Genomic DNA, 18,418 nt, shown 5'->3' on the forward strand with positions numbered 1-18,418 from the left:
GACGAAGTACAAGGGAGCAACATCATGCGTTTGCCCATCCGCTGGTTGTCACTGCCTCTTGCGCTCTGCGCGGCGAGCCCCGCCGCCTTTGCGCGCGACCCCGCCTTGTTGGGTCCGTATCTAGGCGCCTCCATCGGCGATTCGACCGTCCAGTTCAAAGACGACGAGACGCGCCAGGAATTCGATGCCGACGACACCGGGTTCAAGATCAACGCCGGCTATCGCATCATCGACTGGGTCGCTGTGGAGTTGAACTACACCGACTTCGGCAAGCCGGTGGACCGCATCTTCGGCGTGGACATGGAAGCCCAGTACACGGCGGTCTCGGTCAGCGCCCTAGGCATGTTGCCTCTGGGCAGTAACTTCGACCTGTTCGGCCGGCTCGGCCTGGCCCGCCTGGACGCGGACTTCAGCGCCCGCGGCTTTGCCGGCTCGGACAGCGACAAGAGCACCGAACCGCTGTTCGGCATCGGCGCGCAGTTCCGCGCCAGCAATCTGGCGATCCGGCTCGAGTACGAAGGCATCCTGCTGGATGCCAACAATCGCGATGACGACGACTGGTGGGACGATTGGAACGACGATGACGACTGGGACGACCATAACGACAGCGACTGGGTGAGCATGCTGTCGCTGGGGTTCACTTATAAGTTCGGTGGGCCGGCGCGCTGAATTGGTCAGGCCAATTTGTTGCTCGCGTGCCACAAAAGCGACGGAAACGGCCCGGCTCAACGCTGCCGCCTGTGGTTCGCGAGACGCAACTCAATTGCGGTTAACCACCTGAAAGCATAAAGATTTTTTCACACGAGTCGGGTGAAAAAGATCCGGAACTTTCGCCTGCGGCGGGCGTCATAACTCCCGAGCGTCGGCCAGGACGCTCCCGTTCGCTGACCTCCCTGAGTGAACGGTAACCCGGTCCATCCCCATGCCGGGTAATACTGCCCCGGTGGCTCCAGAAGTCGCCGGGGTTCTTTTTTATTGGAGACCGACTCGGGCATCCTGCCACTCGCGTTCTCGCACGCTTGAGAAAAGGCGTGACTTTTCCCGCGCGTGCCGCCGCCGAAAGGCGGCGGGCACATCCCTGTGCCTGGGGTAGCACAAAGTAAGCCTCGGTTTGCTATTGCCGGCTTCCGGTCCGGGCCGGGCGAAAGGTCTTTATTTATTGTTCTGCTGTATCCGAAGCGCGCTGAGGCATCCCAGCCAGCATTTTCAGGACCTCTTTGCGGGCCTCGTCGACGCCGGTCTTGGCCACCGCGGAAAACAGCTGGGCAGAAACCCCCTCGCCTACCTCACCGCGGACCTTCTTGAGCGTCGCCATCGACTCGCCGCGGCCGAGCTTGTCGGCCTTGGTCAGTAGTAAATGCACCGGCAGATTCTGCGCGCCGGTCCATTCGAGCATCTGCCAGTCGAAGTCCGTCAGCGGATGCCGCGAGTCCATCACGATGATCACCCCCGCCAATGACGCTCGGGTCTCGACATAGCGCCCCATCAGCTGTCGCCAGTGATCCCGCATCTTCTCCGGCACTTTCGCGTACCCGTACCCCGGCAGGTCGGCGAGCCGCTGCTGCTGGTTGAGGGCGAAGAAGTTGATCAGCTGCGTGCGCCCCGGCGTCTTGCTGGTCCGCGCCAGGTCCTTGCGGCCGGTGATGGCGTTCAAGGCGCTGGATTTGCCGGCATTGGAGCGGCCGGCAAACGCCACCTCCGCGCCCTGGTCGGCGGGAAACTGGCGCGGCTGCCAGGAGCTGGTCAGGAACTCGACGGGGGGGAATTGCGGCATGTTGGACTGTATGTTGCGTGAGGCTGAGGCAAGCCATACCGCTAGTGTACAATTCCGCGCCTTTTGGCCAGCCGCCGCTACGGAGTTACGAATAATGAAGTTTCAGTCGATGGTCCTGCTCACCGTTCTGTGCGGCCTGCAGGCGGGCGTTAGCTTCGCTGCCGAGCAGCCTGTCGCAGGCTCGGCCGAGAAAGGCCAGGCGAAAGCCGCGCCCTGCGTCGCCTGTCACGGTGTCAATGGCAACAGCGTGAACCCCGAATGGCCGAACCTGGCCGGCCAGCACGAGACCTACATCAAGCGCCAGCTGAGCGCGTTCAAGAGCGATCAACGCCAGAACGTGCTCATGACGCCGATGGCCAAGCCGCTCTCGGACGAGGACATTGCCGATCTCGGCGCGTACTTCGCCTCGCAGAAGTCCACGGGCACGCTGGAAGCCGAGCCGTCGAAGGTCGCGCTGGGCCAGAAGCTGTTCCGCGGCGGCGATCCGGCCAAGGGCATCGCGGCCTGCGCGGCTTGCCACGGCCCGGACGGCGCGGGTAATCCTGCGGCCGGCTATGCGCAGATCAAAGGCCAGCACGCCACCTACACGATCAATCAGTTGAAGGCGTATCGCTCGGGAACACGCCAGACCGATCCGAATCAAATGATGCGGAACGTGGCTTCCCTGCTGACCGACGAACAAATCGACGCGGTCGCTGCCTACATCCAGGGCCTGCGCTGATCGAACTATTGGCAGGCGCTCAAACTGCTCGGAACGACGCATGAACAAACTCGCTGCTCTGCTCTCGACCCTGGTTCTGCTCGCGGCCTGCGGTAAGCAGGAATCCGCCCCAAGCGCCCCGGCGCCCGCTGCGGCTCCGCCCGCGGCCGAGCAGCCCGCAGCCCCGGCTGCGGAAGGCGGAGCAGCGGCGCCGACGGATCAGGCCGCCGCCGATCAGGCTGCGACCGCGCCGACCGAAACTGTCAGCGAGATGGACGATGGGCCGGCCGCTACGGAGCAGCAGCACACCGCCTCGACGACTCAGCCCTCGTTGAAGCTGGGCGGCTCGGCCGGCGGCCCGCCGACCTCCTCGAAGTTCAAGGAAGGCACGAACTATCAGAAGATCGTGCCGGCCCAGCCCACCAATGCGCCGCCGGGCAAGGTCGAAGTGACCGAGGTGTTCTGGTACGGCTGCGGTCACTGCTTCGCGCTCGATCCGGCGGTCGAGTCCTGGCGCGCCAAGGGCAAGGCTCCGTACATCGAATTCAACCGCGTCCCGGCGATGTGGAATGAAGGCACCCGCATGCATGCGCGGGTCTATTACACCGCCGAAGTGCTGGGCAAGCTCGAAGAGCTGCACTCGCTGATCTTCCGCGAGGTCAACGTCAACGGCAATCAGCTCAACAACGTCGACAAGATCGCTGCGTTCTTCCAGCAGCACGGCGTGAGCAAGGAAAAGTTCACCGAGACGTTCTCGTCGTTCGCCGTCGAATCCAAACTGCAGCGCGCGGACTTCCTCAACAAGCGCTACCGCATCCAGTCCGTGCCCACGGTCATCGTCAACGGCAAGTACAGCACCGACGTCGGCACCGCCGGCGGCGAAAGCCAGCTGTTCAGCCTGATCGACGAGCTCTCGGCTCACGAGCACGGCGGCTGATCCCCGCCGAGCATGCTGAACATCTTCGTCCCGGCAGCGCAGGGCCTGACCAAGGTCAAGGCTGGCACGGGCGACGATGGGCCGCCGATTCCGACGCAGGCGGTGTGGGTCGATCTGCTCGAGCCCACCGTCGAGGAAGAGAAGCTGGTCGAAGCCTCGTTCGGCATCGAAGTGCCGACGCGCGAGGAAATGAAGGAGATCGAAACCTCCAACCGGCTGTACGAGGATAACGGCGCGCTCTACATGACCATGACGGTCGCCGCACAGCTCGACACCGACCGGCCGGTGAGCATGGCGGTGACTTTCATTCTGGCGGGCAATCGGCTCATTACGAACCGATACATGGATACCAAGCCCTTCCAGCAGTTCATCGCCTACGCCGGCAAACATCCGGCGGCATGCCCGAACGCCGTGACCATCCTCGCGGGCTTGATGGAAGCATTCATCGAGCGCATCGCCGATGTGCTCGAGCGGGTCGGCGCCGATCTGGACAGCGTGTCCAGCAACATCTTCGCCCGCCACGGCAACGGTCAACCGACCAGCCGCGACCTGCGCGCGATGATCGAGCGCATCGGCTTCAACGGCGAGCTCAACTCCAAAGGCCGCGAGAGCCTGGTCAGCCTGGGGCGTCTGCTGATGTTCGTGCAGCAGTCGGTGCCGGGCATCAGCACCGAGCAGCGCGACCGCTTTCATTCCATCAGCCGCGACGTGCTGTCATTGTCGGATCATGCGTCGTTTCTCGGCTCGAAGGTGTCGTTCCTGCTGGAAGCGACGCTCGGCCTGATCAACGTCGAGCAGAACAACATCATCAAGATCTTCTCGGTCGCGGCCGTGCTGTTCCTGCCGCCGACCTTGATCGCCAGCATCTACGGCATGAACTATCACCTGCTGCCGGACCTGCCGGGCAAGTACAGCAATTTCTTCTTTTCCATCGGGCTGATGGTGGCCTCGATGGGCGTCACTTACGCGCTGTTCAAACGCAAGGGTTGGTTGTAGATGGCGGCTCACAACATCACCAGCATGGCGCTGTTCTGCGATTTCGAGAATATCGCGCTCGGTGTACGTGACGCCCAGTACGCCAAGTTCGACATCGACCGCGTGCTCGAACGGCTGCTGCTCAAGGGCAGCATCGTCGTGAAAAAGGCGTACTGCGACTGGGATCGCTACAAGGATTTCAAGAAGCCCATGCACGAGGCGTCGTTCGAGCTGATCGAGATCCCGCACGTGAAGATCTCCGGCAAGAACTCCGCCGACATCCGCCTGGTCGTCGACGCGCTCGACCTTTGCTACACCAAGGCGCACGTCGACACGTTCGTCATCATCAGCGGCGACTCGGACTTCTCGCCGCTGGTCAGCAAGCTGCGCGAGAACAACAAGACCGTCATCGGCGTCGGCGTGAAGAGCTCGACGTCGGACCTGCTGATCGCCAACTGCGACGAGTTCATTTATTACGACGATCTGGTGCGGCAGGAAGAAAAGAAACGTCACCAGCGCGCACGTCGCAAGCAGCCCGCGAGCGCCAAAGCCACGGCCGCCGCCGGCGCCGAGACGCCGAAGGCAGCGAAGCCGGTCTCCAGCGAGGAAGATCGCAAACAGGAGGCGTTCGACCTGGTCGTCGACACCATCGATGCGCTGGCCGAGGAGCGCGATCAGGACGAGAAGATCTGGGGCTCCATGGTCAAGCAGACCTTGAAGCGGCGGAATCCCGGTTTCAACGAAAGTTATTTCGGCTTCCGCACGTTCAGCGATCTGCTCGAAGAGGCGCAGGCCCGCAAACTGCTGACGCTCGAACCCGATCAGAAATCCGGCGGCTACATCATCCGCCGGGGCACGCGCACGGAATAGTCAACGACGCAACGACACATCCGCCACCAGCGGCAGATGATCCGAGCCGAGCGCCGGCCCCAGCTTCGTGCTCACCGCCCGCCAGTGACGCGACAGCAAACAGTGATCGATGCGTATGCCGACCGGCGCGAACTGCGACGGCCAGCTGCGAGACAGTCCGAAGCCGAGCGCGGCGTCGTGCAGCCCTGACTGTTCCAATGCATCGCTGAAGTATTCCGACCAGGGCGTCAGATTGAAATCGCCCGCGACCAGCAGCGGCCCTCGCTGCGCCTTGCTGAACGCGGCCAGCGAATTCAGCTCCTGATTGCGAAACGCCGAATTGCGCGGGCCCAGTGGCCAGTTCAGATGCACGCCGAGCACACTCACCGGCGTGCCCTGCCAATCCAGCATCAATCGCGCCGCGACCGCGCCACCCTGCGAGAGAGGCACCGACTCCGCGGAAATCACTGGCCATTTGGTGAACACCGCCGCGCCCATGCGGCTGGGATCGATGTGATAGTGCGGATACGTGGGCAGCAGCGGCGCCAGCATCTCCACTTGCGGCGGCGTCAGCTCGAGCAGCACGACCGCATCCGCTTGTGACTTTTCGATGTACTCCGCGACCTGCGCCATGTCGGGATTACGGAACCAGACGTTGAAAGACAGCAGCCGGAATGTTTCCTCGCGCGTGGTCGCGACGGCGGTAGACACGGACTCGCTCGCGACATAGGGAAGTAGCGGCACGACGCTGACTCCGAAGCCCACCGCGGCCGCGACCGCAATTCCGAAACGTCGCAGCAGCATCAATAGGCAGGCCAACAATACGAACAGCGCCGCGTACTGCACTCGAAAATGAGCGAACAAGTCGAAGGGCCACGCGAACTGTCCCAGCAGCCCAGCCAGCAAACACAGCCAGACAGCGGCCGTGCCGAGGATCGCGAGTTTATTGGTGACGCGGAGGAGTGCTTGACGGAACAATGCAATGAACCCGAAACGGCTGCCGGACAGCCGCAGATCGACGACTTTGTTACATCAATACTTTGGCTGTGGCGCGCGACGGCCCGGCCCGGCCCGTGGCGGTGGCGTAAAACAAATCCATCGTCCGAATCCCTTTCACACGCCGAGTGGAGCGCCGGACCTCGCGCAACAGCTTCAACAGCAATTGTTCGTTGGCGCGCCGGCCGCCGCTCGCGAATTCCGAGGTGATGCCGATGTGTACGACCGTGACGTGCTCGATGTCCTGGCGCGCGTAGACGGCAACGCCCACGGGCCGACCGGTCTGCACATCGATGGCGAACAACGACTGCACTTCCGGCAGGCCTTTCATATGTATCCGCAGCCGGTCGCGATCGGCGACGATCTCCGGCGCACCGAATTTCTCGATGGCGTCGGCAATGCAGGCGCTGACCCGTTCCTGGCAGGCATTGAAGAACAGCAGCGCTTCCAGCGCCGCCTTTTGCGCAACGGGCACGTGCGATTTGAATTCTATTTTGCTCATGACCCTACGGCGTTCCTGATGAAAGGCGGCCCCTGCCTCGACCATTGGCTGAACAGGGGCGTTGCTCCATCGCGAGGAGCGCATCATGAGCGGCGGCCACGGGCTTGTCGAGCATCCCCCGCTACTTACCGCGGTGCGTAACTGCTTGCAACGGCGTCGAAAACACCTGCTTGTCGCATAAACGCGCCATTGACTTGACCCCACCCTCGCAGGCAAAACTGTCTGCTGCAGCGCCTTCGACAATGTATCGTCGGCGCGCTGTTGCAGTCCTGTCACATCAGCGGGCCGAGCCCTTGCCGCGAGCTTGGGAACGGCAACTAAGGCGGGCCCGGCAGCAGGTTTAAGCCTTTCCGGAAGCGAGACGAGCGCGATTCGCGCAGCCCCTTAATCGAAAGTGGGCGAAACTTTGAACTGGCGCATGTTTCCGCGATTAAAAAACGGGAACTGAGTCGAGCGACAGTCAAAGTGCTTATTGTCAGATTACATACTTGTTCATCAGGGAGCGGAAAGCCGCAGTCTGGGAAGACATCACTCCGCGAAATGCGGAGCTGAAGGGTGGGTTTTTCGCATATTCCGGCTTGCTTGATGGTAGGTCAGCGCGGTCGCTAGCCGCGCGGGCGACCAAGGGGAAGAGACATGGGAATTCTTGATCTGGGTCGGTACAAGGGAATCGTATTCGCGATCACCGGGTTTCTGGTGTTCATGGCCATCATCATGGCGGTGAACCACGGCAAGGCCGGCCAGTTCTCGGACAACGTCGCGGGCGTGCGCTTCCTCGAAAACCGGGCGCAACAGCCTCATGCGGTCTACGACGCGGGCTTACAGCTGGCGCAGCGCCTGGAAAACGGCGAAAAGATCGACGACGCGCTGGAAGCCTTGCGCAAGGCGACCAACACGTTCGAGACCTCCCTGAGCGGCCTCGCCAATGGCGGCATGATTTCCGATAGCACCGGCGACATCGTGGTGTTGCCGGCCATGACCACCAAGGAAGCGGTCGTTCAGCTGCGCGAGGGCAGCAAGCTGTGGGACAGCTATCGGGTCAAGATCGACCCGGTCTTGCGCTTCTCGGGCTCGCCTTACGTCGCGACTCAGCCGGCACCCGCCCCGGCGCCGGCCGCTACGAATGGCAAAAACGCCGCTGCCGTGGCGGCCCCGGCTCCCGCCGCTCCGACCGTGCAGCTCAGCCCCCGCGGCCGTCGTCTGCAAGCTGCTCTGAACGACCTGAACCAGTTCGGCGCCGCTGCCCATGGCCAGCTCGGCAAATTGCTGCTCGACATGTCGGCCCGCGTTGAAGCGGACAGCCGCAAGCAGACCGACACGCTGCGTTACATCCAGATCGGCGGCATGGTCGCGGCCTTGTTGCTGCTCGGCGCGATCTTCCTGTTCTTCGCCCGCAACCTGCGCAAGGAAGAGGCTTCCTCGAACCGGCAGCGCAAAGAAACGCAGGACATTCTGCGCACGGTGAACGAAGGTCTGTTCCTGCTGGACAAGGACCTGAAGCTCGGTAGCGAGCGCTCGATGGCGCTCAACGCCATCTTCCGGCGCGAAGACTTCCTGGACCTGACCTTCGACAAGCTGCTCAAGGACATCGTCCCGGAAAAGACCCTGCGCACGGCGATGGACTATGTCGCGCTGCTGTGGGGCGAGCGCGTCAACGAGAAGCTGGTCAAGACCATCAACCCGCTGAACGAAGTGGAAGTGCACTTCGACAACCCGGCCGGCGGCTTCGACACGCACTTCCTGGAATTCGACTTCAACCGCGTGAAATCCGAAGGCTCGCTGTCGCACCTGCTGGTGACGGTGAACGACGTGACCAAGCGCGTGATGCTGTCGCGCGAGCTGCAGGAATCGCAGGAAAAGGCGCAGGCCCAGCTCGACCTGCTGTTGCGCATCCTGCACGTGGAGCCGGACAGCCTGACCAGCTTCCTCACCGATGCCGACGTGTCGTTGAAGATGGTGAACTCCATCCTCAAGGAGCCGGCGCGCGAAGAATCGGCGTTCCGCGCCAAGATCGACGGCATCTACCGTCAAGTGCACGCGGTCAAGGGCGAAGCGGCGGCGCTCGGCCTCAAGACCGTCGAGCAGCGCGCCCACGCGTTCGAAGAATCCCTCAACGACCTCAAGGGCCGGCCGTCGCTGTCGGGCAGCGACTTCCTGCCATTGGTCGTGAAACTGGACGATCTGTTCAACCACCTCGCCCAGGTGCGCGAGATGTTGAGCCGACTGGTCGACCTGCACCACGCCATCGCCACCCGCCGCACCGCTGGCGGCGAAGTCGGGGCCGAAAAGGTGGATCAGTGGCTGGCCGGCCAGGATCAGACGCAGATCACCAAGGCCATCATCGCCCCGCCGGATCTCGGCGAGACCACCGGCGCCATCGGCGGTCTGGAACGCACGCTCGAGGACCTCGCGGCCCGTGTCGCCAGCAGCCAGGCCAAGCAGGTCAACCTGCGTTGCGCCGGCCTGGACGGCGTGCCCGAGGCTTATCGTCGCGCGGTCAAGGACATCACCATTCAGTTGGTCCGCAACGCGGTCGTGCATGGGATCGAAGAGCCGAGCGAGCGCACCAAGGTCAACAAGGCCGCGGCGGGCGCCCTGGCCGTGGAATTCACGCCTCGCGGCACCGATGGCTATGAGCTGATCGTGCAGGACGACGGCCGTGGCTTGCAGCTGGAGCGGATCAAGGAAGTCGCCGTGGAGCGCGGCCTGATCACCCCGGCCCAGGCTGCGATGCTCGACCCGCGCCAGACCATGGCGCTGATCTTCCGCCCCGGCTTCTCGACGGCGGATCGCGTGACCACCGACGCCGGTCGCGGCGCCGGCATGGACCTGGTCCGCATCCTGGTCGCCGAGCTTGGCGGCCGCGTCGGCCTGGCCTCGGCCGGCGGCAAGTTCTCCAAGTTCAAGATCTGGCTGCCCGCAACGCAGAGCGCGGTGGCGGCCTGATCGCCCCTTATTTGACGGACCGAATTACTTCGCCTGGAAATATTGAAGACTAAGAGGGACTGTAATGGCGAGCGCCAATGCCAAGGCTGAACCGTTGACGAACGGGAAGCTCAAGCTCATGATTTGTGACGATTCGAACATAATTCGCCGCAAGATCGAGCGAGAACTGCAGATCGAGCGTCTGCAAGTGATCGCCACCGCGGCGAACGGCAAGCAGGCCGTCGAGGCCTTCCGCAAGGAGCCGGCCGACGTCGTCACCATGGACATCACGATGCCCGAGATGGATGGCATCGAGTGCGTCGAGAACCTGGTGAAGATCAAGCCGGACGTTCTCATCCTGGTGATCTCGGCGCTTTCCGACAAGGCGACCGCCATAGAAGCTTTGAAGAAGGGCGCCAATGGCTTTCTTTGCAAACCATTCACAGATCGCCAGCTTACGGAAGCGCTGGAAGAGCTGTTGAGGGGCGCCGGCAATGATGACTAAAGTTGAATTGGAAACGTTCGTCGAAGGAACGACGCACTACTTCGCGACCGCGGCCAACCAGCCCGCGTCGGTGGGCTCGCCTTATATCGTGCAGGAAGGCAGGCCGACCGTTCAGGAATTCACCGGACTGATCTCCATCGCCGGCAAGCGGCGTGGCATCGTCTATTTCACGGCTTCGCGCCCCATGCTCACGGTCATGCTGATGCGCATGGGCGAGACGGAATTGACCCAGGAAAACATGTGCGACCTGGTGGGCGAAGTCGCCAACACGATCTCCGGCAACGCGCGCCGGGATTTCGGCAAGGACTTCATGATCTCGGTGCCGACCGTGCTGGCCGGCGAGCCCGAGAAGATCGTCACTCCCGACAACATCCGCTCCTTCGTCATTCCGATCAACTGGCGCAGTCATTCGGCGCAACTGGTCGTTTGTCTCGAATGAGAGGCATAAGCTGAGGATGACGTGCCCAGTACGCGGCCCGATGATTTTCTCAACACGGTCCGCACCACTGCGGCGCGGCCGGGTCAGATCATTGATGTCGTCGTACTGACGTCGGACGCCGGTTTGCTCGAGGCCCTGCGAAGCTCCGCGGGGTCCGAGCACGCCCTCTGGGATGTTCCTTCCGCCGATGCCGCCGTCGACTATCTGGTCGGCGGCCGCTGCGACGTGCTGATCGTCGACCTGGGCTCGCTGCACGGCGATGTGACTTCGCTGCTGGAACGTTTGCAGGCGCAATTCCCCGAGCTGATCTTCATGGCCACCGGCCGGCGTGACGAGGAAGGCTCGATCGCGTCGTTGCTCAGCACCGGCCAGATCTATCGGTTCCTGCACAAGCCCATCTCACCGGGCCGCGCCTTTCAGTTTCTAAACGCGGCCACGCGTCGTTATAACGAACTGGCCGATATACAGCCCGTCGCTTTGCAGACGGTGCGCGCGATCGCTCGCAAGCAGCCGTATCTCGGCAAAGCCATCGCGGCCGGCGCCGGCGTGCTGGCGGCCATCGTGGTATTCGCTATCTGGTGGCACTCACGCGATCAGGGCTTGCCAGCGACGTTGCAGACCACGCAGGTCAGCGACGCACGCGTCGAAGATCAGGTGAAGTCGAAGCTGGGCAGCGCGCAGATCGCTTATCTCAGCGGCCGGCTCATCGATCCCCGCGGCGACAATGCGCTTCAATACTATCGAGACGTGCTGACGCTCGACGCGAACAACGCCGACGCTAAGGCCGGCACGCAGAAGGTCATCGACACGCTCGAACTAAGGGTTACCAAAGCGTTGGACGAACGAAACGCGCCACGCGTTGTGACCGCCTGGACAGCATTGCAGCGAGCCGCCCCGACTCATCCGCGTCTCGATGCTTTACGTGCGCAGTTGTTGGCGCTGTCCCGATCGACGCCGAAGCCTGCACAAGCCGTCGTTAGCGATACGCAGCCACAAGTTGCGGCTCAACCGACCGTCACTCCGGCAGTGCCCACTCCGGAGACGACTCCCACTGCCGAAGATGTTGCTGCGTCCGCCATCGCCGAGCAGGAACTCGCAGACGCCATCGCGCGCGAGCTTGCCGAGCAAGAAGCTGCAGCGAACGCGCCACCGGTCGAGCAGGTCGCCGAAACAATTGACGAACCAGCAGCAGCACCGGCTGCCGAGCCGCAAGAGCCGGCGCTTGCCGAACAAGTTGAAGAAGTTCGCAACGAACAGCAGGAACCGGCGCAAGCCGCCTCGTTGAAACGCGTTCGCGAAGTGCCGCCGGTGTATCCGAGAGAAGCGCAGCGCTCAGGCACCGAAGGCTGGGTGCAGGTCGAGTTCACGATCGCGCCCGACGGCAGTACTCGAGATCTGCGGGTTCGCGACTCGGCGCCCGAGCAGGTATTCGACAAAGCCGCGCTCGACTCCGTGAGCAAATGGCGTTTCGAGCCCATTCGCAAGAACGGCGCGCCGGTGGCCCAGCGCGCCGTGCTGCAAGTGAGATTCGTGCTGAATAACTAGCCGGCGACCCGCCGACCTTCCGGTGAATGCCCCGGAACCGCCGGCGCTGGGCTCTCGCCCTGCAGCTTCTCTTTATTCTCGAAGCTGCGACCCAGCAAGTAACCCAATACTCCCCACAGCGCCGCGACACCGGCGCCGAGCCAGGCCACGGCGGCGATACCGAAGCCCGCGCCCGCGACCCAGTTGTTCAACTGCGCAGACATCGCATCCGAGAGGCGATAGACCGGCACGTCGACGGTGTTCTTGGCCTTGTACTTCGTTTCCTTGTCCAGCGGGCTCCACAGCATTTCGCGGCCCGGCCGCACGAACGCATATTCCATCGCGCGCCGGCCGATCACGACCATCGTCAGCACCGCGAACGCGCCGGACATCGCCAGCCCCGCGAACGCAAACACCATGATCAGCGGCACGAAAGTAATCAGCGCCTTCACGCCGAACTTCTGCGCGATGCGTCCGGTCAGGAAGATCTGCGACAACACCGTCAACGCCTGCACGATCCAGTCGAAGCGCGCGAAGATCTGAGTGCGGTTCTCGAGGCCGGGGAAATGCTCTTCGACCATTCGCAGCTGTTCGAAGTACAGCAAGGTGTTCACACAGGAAATGCCCACCACGAACAGCGCGATGCCCAGCACGTACGGCGAGCGCAGGATGATCAGCGCGCCGGCAAACGGATTGCCGCCGATGGGACGATCCTCGGCTTTGTTCGAGGCATCGGTGCGCGTCGACCAGACCCCGAGCAGGACGCGCTGACAGAAAATCGCGGCTACAAACAACGTCGCGCCGAAGAACAGCACGCCGCTGTTGCCGATATAAGGCACCGCGATGTCCGAGATGAACGGCCCGACCAGCGCGCCCGCACTTCCGCCCGCCGCGATGACGCCGAACAGCCGCTTGGTCTGGCCGCGATCGAACAGCTCCAGCAGGAAACTCCAGAACACCGAGATCAGGAACAAGTTCACCACGCTGATGAACACGTAGAAGAACTTGCCCGCGGTCATGTTGATCTCTTCACCGTGCAGCGCCAGCCCGGTGATCACCAGCACGAGTGCGACCAGGCCGTACATCCAGGGCAGGAACACGCTGCGACGGAAGCGCGCGACCACGGCGCCGTAGAGCGGAATGATCAGCACCGAAACGATGGACGTGACGATCCAGATATCGGCCAGCCTGTCGCGGCCGATGATGGTGCCGATGGTCTCGCGCACCGGGCGCACCGAGAAATAACCGGCCCACATGAAAAAGAACAGCAGGAACGCGGCCGCCACCGCCCCGGTCTCCGCCGGTTGTATCGGTGCGAGGCGTGACAACAACCGGGCGAAAGGCGAAGGCGGAGCGTGCTGCGTGGGTGTATTCATATAGTGTCGTTCGACATCACATCGGAGTCGCGGGCTCGACGGCGCCGTATTTCTCCAGCACCTTGCCGACCTGCTTGGCATCGCCAACGGCGATGATCTGCAGCTGGCCGCGGTCGTAATATTTCTTCGCGACGCGCTGGATGTCGGCGGGCGTGATCGCTTCGACCCGCTGCGGGTAGGTGTCCCAGTAGTCCGCCGGCAGCTTGTAGATCTTCTGAGTCGCGAGATTTCCCATGAGCGACAGCGGCGAATCCAACGATAGCGCGAAACGGCCGATCAACGCGCGCCGCGCATTTGTCAGCTCCCGCTCTGTTACAGGCTCGTTCGCAATGCGCTGCAGCTCGAAGTCGAGCTCGTGCATCGCGCCTTCGGTCACTGCGGTCCGCACGTCAGTGCTCGCGACCACAACGCCGGGGAAGGTCGTGCCCGTGAACGAACTGTAGACCCCATAGGTGTAGCCCTTGTCCTCCCTGAGGTTCATGAACAGTCGGGACGCGGGGCCGCCGCCGAGAATGTGATTCATGACCAGCATGGCGAAATAGTCGTCGCTATTGCGCTCGATGCCCAGCGAGCCGATCCACAGCGAGGTTTGCACCGAGCCCGGCCGATCGACCAGCAAGACGCGCGCCTTCTCGGGTCCCTTGGGCGGTGGCAGCGAGACCTTGCTCAAGTCCGCCTTGGCCCAGTCGCCGAAGTGATGTTCGAGTTTGGCGACCAGCTCTTTCAATGTGATGTCGCCATGGGCGATCAGGAACGCGTTGTTCGGGCGATAGCGCGCGGCATGGAACGCCGCGAGATCGGCGCTGGTCAGTCCTTTGATAACTGCTTCACTCGGCACCACTAGCGCACCGGGATGCTCGCCATAGATGGCGCGCATGAATTGCTCCTGGGCTTGAAAGCCAGGATTCGCCCGCTGGATTTGTAACTGTGCGAGAAAGCGTGCGCGAAACTTGTCGAGCTCGCTCGCCGGGAACGTGGGATTGCGAATCACATCGGACGCGATCGCCAGCGTCTGCTCGACGTTGTCGCTCAGGCCGGTGACCGAAACGACGCTCTCTCCCGATGCCGGTCCGGCGGTCGACGACAGGGCCGCGCCGAGCGTTGCGAGTTGCTCGGCGATCTCACGACTCGAGCGTTGTTTAGTGCCTTCACGCAACTGGCTCGCTGTCACCATCGCGACACCGCGCTTGTCCGCGGGATCGGCCAGACCGCCACCGTTGAAGTACAGCTGCATCGAGAACGTCGGCAGCTTGTGATCTTCCAGCAGCGACACCCGCAGGCCGTTCTTCAGCACCGCTTCCTGCGGCTTCGGCAACTGCACTCGCAGCGTCTGTGGATTGACGGGTACTTTGCCCTTCAACTCGACACCTTTGGTCGATGCTCCGGCAGGTGCCGCAGGGCCCGGCGACGTGGGCGCCTGCGCGGATGCTTGCATGATCAGCAGCGATGACAGCAGGGCAAGCACAGCGGTCTTGTGTGTGACTTTGTTCATGGCGTGCTCGCTTACGGTCCCGGAGCGGCGGCTGGCGCGGCCGGCGCGGCCGGCGCTGGCAGCGTCGTCAGCACGGTGCGGCCGGTGGGAATCAAATATTTCCTGGCGACGCGCTGCACGTCGCCGCGCGTGACCGCATCGATCTTCTGCAGACGCGTGTTGATCAGGTTCGGATCCTTGAACAGGATGGTGTAGCTGCCAAGAATGTTGGCGCGATTCTGCGCGCTTCGAATGCTCTGCAAATAACCGAGCCGCGTCGCATTGCGCGCCTTCTGCAGCTCCCAATCGGCAATGGGCTCTTCGGTGATGCGCGCGATCTCTTCGTAAATCGCGGCTTCGACGACTTCCGGCTTTTGATCCGGCCGCACGGTCGCGGTGATATAGAAACCACCGGTGCCGATGCGCTCTTCGACGTAACCGCCGATGCCGGACACCAGCTCCTTTTCCTTGCTGATGCTTTGATACAGCCGCGAGCTGTCGCCGCCCTGGAGCACCGACGACAGCACCTGCAACGCGGCCTGATCCGCATCGTTGCCGACGCCGATCTTGTAGCCGATGAGAACCTGCGGCGCGCGTGCCAGCGGATCGGTCAGCGTCTCGCGGCGCTCGGCGGTTTGTCTCGGTTCGATCAGATCGACCGGCGGCGGCGCCGGCTGACGAGGAATGTCCTCGAAATATTTCTTGATCGTGGCCAGCGCCTCATCGCGCTTGAAGTCGCCCACCACGGTCAGCACTGCATTGTTGGGCGCGTAATAGATGCGGAAGAACTCCGCCACGTCCTGCACGCTGGCCGCGTTCAGATCTTCCATCGAGCCGATGGTGGAATGCTTGTAGCCGAACTTGTCGTAGAACACTTCGTCGAAGCGCTCGTAGGAGCGGCCGTAAGGCTGGTTGTCGACCCGCAGGCGGCGCTCTTCCTGGACCGCCTGGCGCTGGTTGTCGAGCTTGGCCTGCGTGATGTCCAGCGAACGCATCCGGTCGGCTTCCATGTACAGCGCCATCTCCAGCTGATTCGCCGGCAAGGCTTCGTAGTACACCGTGAGGTCGGAGCTGGTCGTGCCGTTCATGGCGCCGCCATTGGTGAACACTTGATAGAAGTGCTCGCCGTCGCCGACGTTCTTCGAGCCCTTGAACATCATGTGCTCGAACAGGTGCGCGAAGCCCGTCAAGCCAGGGCGCTCGTTGCGAGAGCCGACGTCGTAGGAGACGTTCACGGCGATCACGGGAGTGGTGTGATCTTCGACCAGTTGCACTCGCAACCCGTTCTTCAACGTGTGCTCGGAAAAATCTACACGTACCGCCGCGGGTGTCGCAGCAGTTGCTCCGACGATGGGGAGCGCGGCAAAGGCCAGAGACAGGCACAGGCCGTATCGACGGGCCATCATGGTGACCACTCCGTTATCGCGGCGCCGGCCGCGCTGGATTGCAGATCCGGCCGAGAATACAGCATTGACCCGACCCACCGGACATCCTGACAGTCACGTCAGGTTCGAGCCGGGCAAAGAAAAAGGCCCGCGCGAGGCGGGCCTTAGAAGGATATCGCGCGTTGAGTCGCGTCGCTTACGGGATGTTCTTCGACCCCGCAGCCGACAGATCGCTTTCGACGCCGCTCGAGTTGTACGCCTTCACACGGAAATACCACAGGCCCGAAGACAACCCGGTGACCGTGTAAGCCGACGTGCCCGCATTGGCGACCTGCACCGTCTGATCGAGGCTCGAAGCGGTGCGCCCATAAACAATGCGATAGCCGGCCAGGTCGGTCAGCGAAGTGCCGTCGGTGTTCTGGGTCGGCGGCGTCCAGGACAGCGTCGCGCTGCCGTTCGACGCTTGCACGACCGTGATCGCGAACGTCGTCAACGAGGCGCTCAGCGTGCCATCGCTCACCGAGATCGCGATATTCGAGTACGTGCCCGCGTTCGCGCTGCTCGGCGTACCGGACAACTGTCCCGTCGACCCGTCGAACGTTGCCCAGCTCGGACGATTCGAGATGCTGTACGTCAGCGTGTTGCCATCGGGGTCGCTGGCCGTCGGCCGGAAGCTATACGCACTGCCGGCGGACACGGTCGTCGCCGGCGTGCCGCTGATCGTCGGAGCGCGATTGCCCGTGCCGACCGTGATCGAGAATGCCGGCAACGACGCGCTCAAACTGGAATCGCGCACCGTGATGCGAATGCCCGAGTAGGCGCCAGCCACGGTGGGCGTGCCGGTCAATGCGCCGGTGGAGGTATTGAACGCCGCCCAGCTCGGACGATTCTCGATGGCGAATGCCAGCGTGTTGCCATCCGGATCGTTGGCGTCCGGCCTGAACGAATAGGCCGCGCCGACGGTTGCGGTGGTCGCCGGTGTGCCGGAGATCGTCGGCGCGCGATTTGTGGGCGCCGGCGCCGCGCCGACCTCGATCGAGAACGCAGGCAGCGCCGCCGTCATGCGCCCATCGCTCACGCTGATGCTCACGTTCGAGTACGGGCCGATGTCGGCCGCCGTCGGAGTGCCGCTCAGTACACCGGTCTGCGCGTTGAGCGTTGCCCAGCGCGGCAGGTTCTTGATGCTGTAGATCAGGATGTCGCCGTCCGGGTCGCTGGCCTCCGGAGTGAACAGGTACTGCGCGCCCACTTGCGCGGTCGTGGCCGGCGTGCCGCTGATCACCGGCGACTCGTTGTCGATGCCGCGCACCTGGATCGAGAACGCCGGCAGCGTCACCGTGTTCGTGCCATCGCTCACGCTGATGCGAATGTTCGAAAACGTCGCTTCGTTGGCTGCCGTCGGCGTGCCGCGCAGCTGGCCGCTCGCGGTGCTGAAATTAGCCCACGACGGGCGATTGGAAATCGAGAAACGCAGGCGATCGCCGTCCGGATCGGAGTACGTCGGACGGAACAGATATTCCTGGCCCACGATCACCGATGTCGGCGGCGTGCCGGAAATGGTCGGCGGCGCGTTCGGCGGCGGCGGACGATCGTTCACCTTGATCTTGAACGGGCCGATGGAGCGCGTGTCGCGGCCGTCGGTGACGCTGATCGTGATGTCTTCGCTTTCGCCGATGTTGGTGTCCGTCGGCGTGCCGGTGAGCGTGCCGGTCTCGGTATCGAACGTCGCCCACGACGGCTTGTTGGTGATGAAGTACTCGAGGTAGTCGTCATCGGCGTCGAGCGCTTCGGGCTCGAAGGAATACACCTCACCCACGGTCACCGAAGGCGCGGGAATGCCATCCACTTCGGGTGGCTGGTTCGCGGGCTCCGGCAGTGTCGGATTGTCAGCGCCGCTGCTGGCTGGCGGCTGCTCGCCCGATCCGCTGTCGAAGCATCCGCCCAGTGACGCGGCGATCACCGCCAGGAGCGCCCGCTGCAGGAAGGTCTTCCCGAAGATAGTTGGAATCATTGCTCGTACCTTGGCTTCGCGCGCGATGACGACGGTCCGAGGACCGGCG

General features: G+C 63.1%; 16 protein-coding genes. 9 read left to right on the plus strand and 7 right to left on the minus strand.

Annotated elements, in window-relative coordinates; genetic code table 11:
• Positions 1-24: 24 nt before the first annotated feature.
• Positions 25-669, plus strand: coding sequence for an outer membrane beta-barrel protein (locus tag GYH35_RS30720; RefSeq protein ID WP_161810079.1), 645 nt, complete (start codon positions 25-27; stop codon positions 667-669).
• 487 nt (positions 670-1,156) lie between these two features.
• On the opposite strand, the gene yihA is transcribed toward GYH35_RS30720, so the two are convergent.
• On the minus strand, positions 1,157-1,774 hold the full coding sequence (gene yihA, locus GYH35_RS30725; RefSeq protein ID WP_161810080.1) for a ribosome biogenesis GTP-binding protein YihA/YsxC: 618 nt from the start codon (positions 1,772-1,774) through the stop codon (positions 1,157-1,159).
• A gap of 94 nt (positions 1,775-1,868) precedes the next feature.
• Between yihA and GYH35_RS30730 the strand changes: the two genes are divergently transcribed.
• Genes GYH35_RS30730 through GYH35_RS30745 form a run of 4 tightly spaced genes read left to right on the plus strand, consistent with a single transcriptional unit; the run spans position 1,869 to position 5,256 of the window.
• Positions 1,869-2,495, plus strand: a complete 627-nt coding sequence (locus GYH35_RS30730) for a c-type cytochrome (RefSeq protein WP_161810081.1) — start codon at positions 1,869-1,871, stop codon at positions 2,493-2,495.
• Positions 2,496-2,535: 40 nt separating this feature from the next.
• On the plus strand, positions 2,536-3,411 hold the full coding sequence (locus tag GYH35_RS30735; RefSeq protein WP_161810082.1) for a thiol:disulfide interchange protein DsbA/DsbL: 876 nt from the start codon (positions 2,536-2,538) through the stop codon (positions 3,409-3,411).
• Between the two features lie 12 nt (positions 3,412-3,423).
• Complete coding sequence (locus GYH35_RS30740; protein WP_161810083.1) at positions 3,424-4,407, plus strand: magnesium transporter CorA family protein; 984 nt, start codon at positions 3,424-3,426, stop codon at positions 4,405-4,407.
• Positions 4,408-5,256, plus strand: coding sequence for an NYN domain-containing protein (locus GYH35_RS30745; RefSeq protein WP_161810084.1), 849 nt, complete (start codon positions 4,408-4,410; stop codon positions 5,254-5,256).
• Here GYH35_RS30745 and GYH35_RS30750 read toward each other — a convergent pair whose 3' ends face one another.
• Positions 5,257-6,213 (minus strand): endonuclease/exonuclease/phosphatase family protein, encoded by a 957-nt coding sequence (locus tag GYH35_RS30750; protein WP_161810085.1) that lies wholly within the window; start codon positions 6,211-6,213, stop codon positions 5,257-5,259. It abuts the gene before it with no gap.
• A 49-nt stretch (positions 6,214-6,262) separates the two neighbouring features.
• A complete protein-coding gene (locus GYH35_RS30755; RefSeq protein ID WP_161810086.1) occupies positions 6,263-6,733 on the minus strand; it encodes a hypothetical protein in 471 nt (156 codons plus the stop codon).
• A gap of 636 nt (positions 6,734-7,369) precedes the next feature.
• Between GYH35_RS30755 and GYH35_RS30760 the strand changes: the two genes are divergently transcribed.
• From GYH35_RS30760 to GYH35_RS30775, 4 genes are all read left to right on the plus strand, one after another.
• Positions 7,370-9,679 (plus strand): ATP-binding protein, encoded by a 2,310-nt coding sequence (locus GYH35_RS30760; RefSeq protein WP_161810087.1) that lies wholly within the window; start codon positions 7,370-7,372, stop codon positions 9,677-9,679.
• A 64-nt stretch (positions 9,680-9,743) separates the two neighbouring features.
• Entirely contained in the window at positions 9,744-10,163 is a 420-nt protein-coding gene (locus GYH35_RS30765; RefSeq protein WP_198683083.1) for a response regulator transcription factor, read from the plus strand.
• Entirely contained in the window at positions 10,153-10,602 is a 450-nt protein-coding gene (locus GYH35_RS30770; protein ID WP_202624874.1) for a chemotaxis protein CheX, read from the plus strand. Before GYH35_RS30765 ends, GYH35_RS30770 begins: the two co-directional genes overlap by 11 nt.
• A 21-nt stretch (positions 10,603-10,623) precedes the next feature.
• Positions 10,624-12,147, plus strand: a complete 1,524-nt coding sequence (locus GYH35_RS30775) for a TonB family protein (RefSeq protein WP_161830399.1) — start codon at positions 10,624-10,626, stop codon at positions 12,145-12,147.
• Here GYH35_RS30775 and GYH35_RS30780 read toward each other — a convergent pair.
• From GYH35_RS30780 to GYH35_RS30795, 4 genes are all read right to left on the minus strand, one after another.
• On the minus strand, positions 12,144-13,502 hold the full coding sequence (locus tag GYH35_RS30780; RefSeq protein ID WP_161830400.1) for an NTP/NDP exchange transporter: 1,359 nt from the start codon (positions 13,500-13,502) through the stop codon (positions 12,144-12,146). The two genes, GYH35_RS30775 and GYH35_RS30780, sit on opposite strands and share 4 nt — an antisense overlap.
• Positions 13,503-13,518: 16 nt before the next feature.
• Positions 13,519-14,994 (minus strand): M16 family metallopeptidase, encoded by a 1,476-nt coding sequence (locus GYH35_RS30785; RefSeq protein ID WP_161830401.1) that lies wholly within the window; start codon positions 14,992-14,994, stop codon positions 13,519-13,521.
• An 11-nt stretch (positions 14,995-15,005) separates the two neighbouring features.
• Positions 15,006-16,379, minus strand: a complete 1,374-nt coding sequence (locus GYH35_RS30790) for a M16 family metallopeptidase (RefSeq protein ID WP_161830402.1) — start codon at positions 16,377-16,379, stop codon at positions 15,006-15,008.
• 175 nt (positions 16,380-16,554) lie between these two features.
• Complete coding sequence (locus tag GYH35_RS30795) at positions 16,555-18,369, minus strand: putative Ig domain-containing protein (RefSeq protein ID WP_161830403.1); 1,815 nt, start codon at positions 18,367-18,369, stop codon at positions 16,555-16,557.
• Positions 18,370-18,418: the final 49 nt, after the last annotated feature.

The sequence above is a fragment of the Steroidobacter agaridevorans genome, assembly GCF_009932555.1.
Lineage (GTDB): Bacteria > Pseudomonadota > Gammaproteobacteria > Steroidobacterales > Steroidobacteraceae > Steroidobacter > Steroidobacter agaridevorans.

Coding starts and splice junctions, on each gene's coding strand:
- GYH35_RS30720 (WP_161810079.1), top strand. CDS start 25: ATGCGTTTGCCCATCCGCTGGTTGTCACTGCCTCTTGCGCTCTGCGCG.
- yihA (WP_161810080.1), bottom strand. CDS start 1,774: ATGCCGCAATTCCCCCCCGTCGAGTTCCTGACCAGCTCCTGGCAGCCG.
- GYH35_RS30730 (WP_161810081.1), top strand. CDS start 1,869: ATGAAGTTTCAGTCGATGGTCCTGCTCACCGTTCTGTGCGGCCTGCAG.
- GYH35_RS30735 (WP_161810082.1), top strand. CDS start 2,536: ATGAACAAACTCGCTGCTCTGCTCTCGACCCTGGTTCTGCTCGCGGCC.
- GYH35_RS30740 (WP_161810083.1), top strand. CDS start 3,424: ATGCTGAACATCTTCGTCCCGGCAGCGCAGGGCCTGACCAAGGTCAAG.
- GYH35_RS30745 (WP_161810084.1), top strand. CDS start 4,408: ATGGCGGCTCACAACATCACCAGCATGGCGCTGTTCTGCGATTTCGAG.
- GYH35_RS30755 (WP_161810086.1), bottom strand. CDS start 6,733: ATGAGCAAAATAGAATTCAAATCGCACGTGCCCGTTGCGCAAAAGGCG.
- GYH35_RS30760 (WP_161810087.1), top strand. CDS start 7,370: ATGGGAATTCTTGATCTGGGTCGGTACAAGGGAATCGTATTCGCGATC.
- GYH35_RS30765 (WP_198683083.1), top strand. CDS start 9,744: ATGGCGAGCGCCAATGCCAAGGCTGAACCGTTGACGAACGGGAAGCTC.
- GYH35_RS30770 (WP_202624874.1), top strand. CDS start 10,153: ATGATGACTAAAGTTGAATTGGAAACGTTCGTCGAAGGAACGACGCAC.
- GYH35_RS30780 (WP_161830400.1), bottom strand. CDS start 13,502: ATGAATACACCCACGCAGCACGCTCCGCCTTCGCCTTTCGCCCGGTTG.
- GYH35_RS30785 (WP_161830401.1), bottom strand. CDS start 14,994: ATGAACAAAGTCACACACAAGACCGCTGTGCTTGCCCTGCTGTCATCG.
- GYH35_RS30790 (WP_161830402.1), bottom strand. CDS start 16,379: ATGATGGCCCGTCGATACGGCCTGTGCCTGTCTCTGGCCTTTGCCGCG.
- GYH35_RS30795 (WP_161830403.1), bottom strand. CDS start 18,369: ATGATTCCAACTATCTTCGGGAAGACCTTCCTGCAGCGGGCGCTCCTG.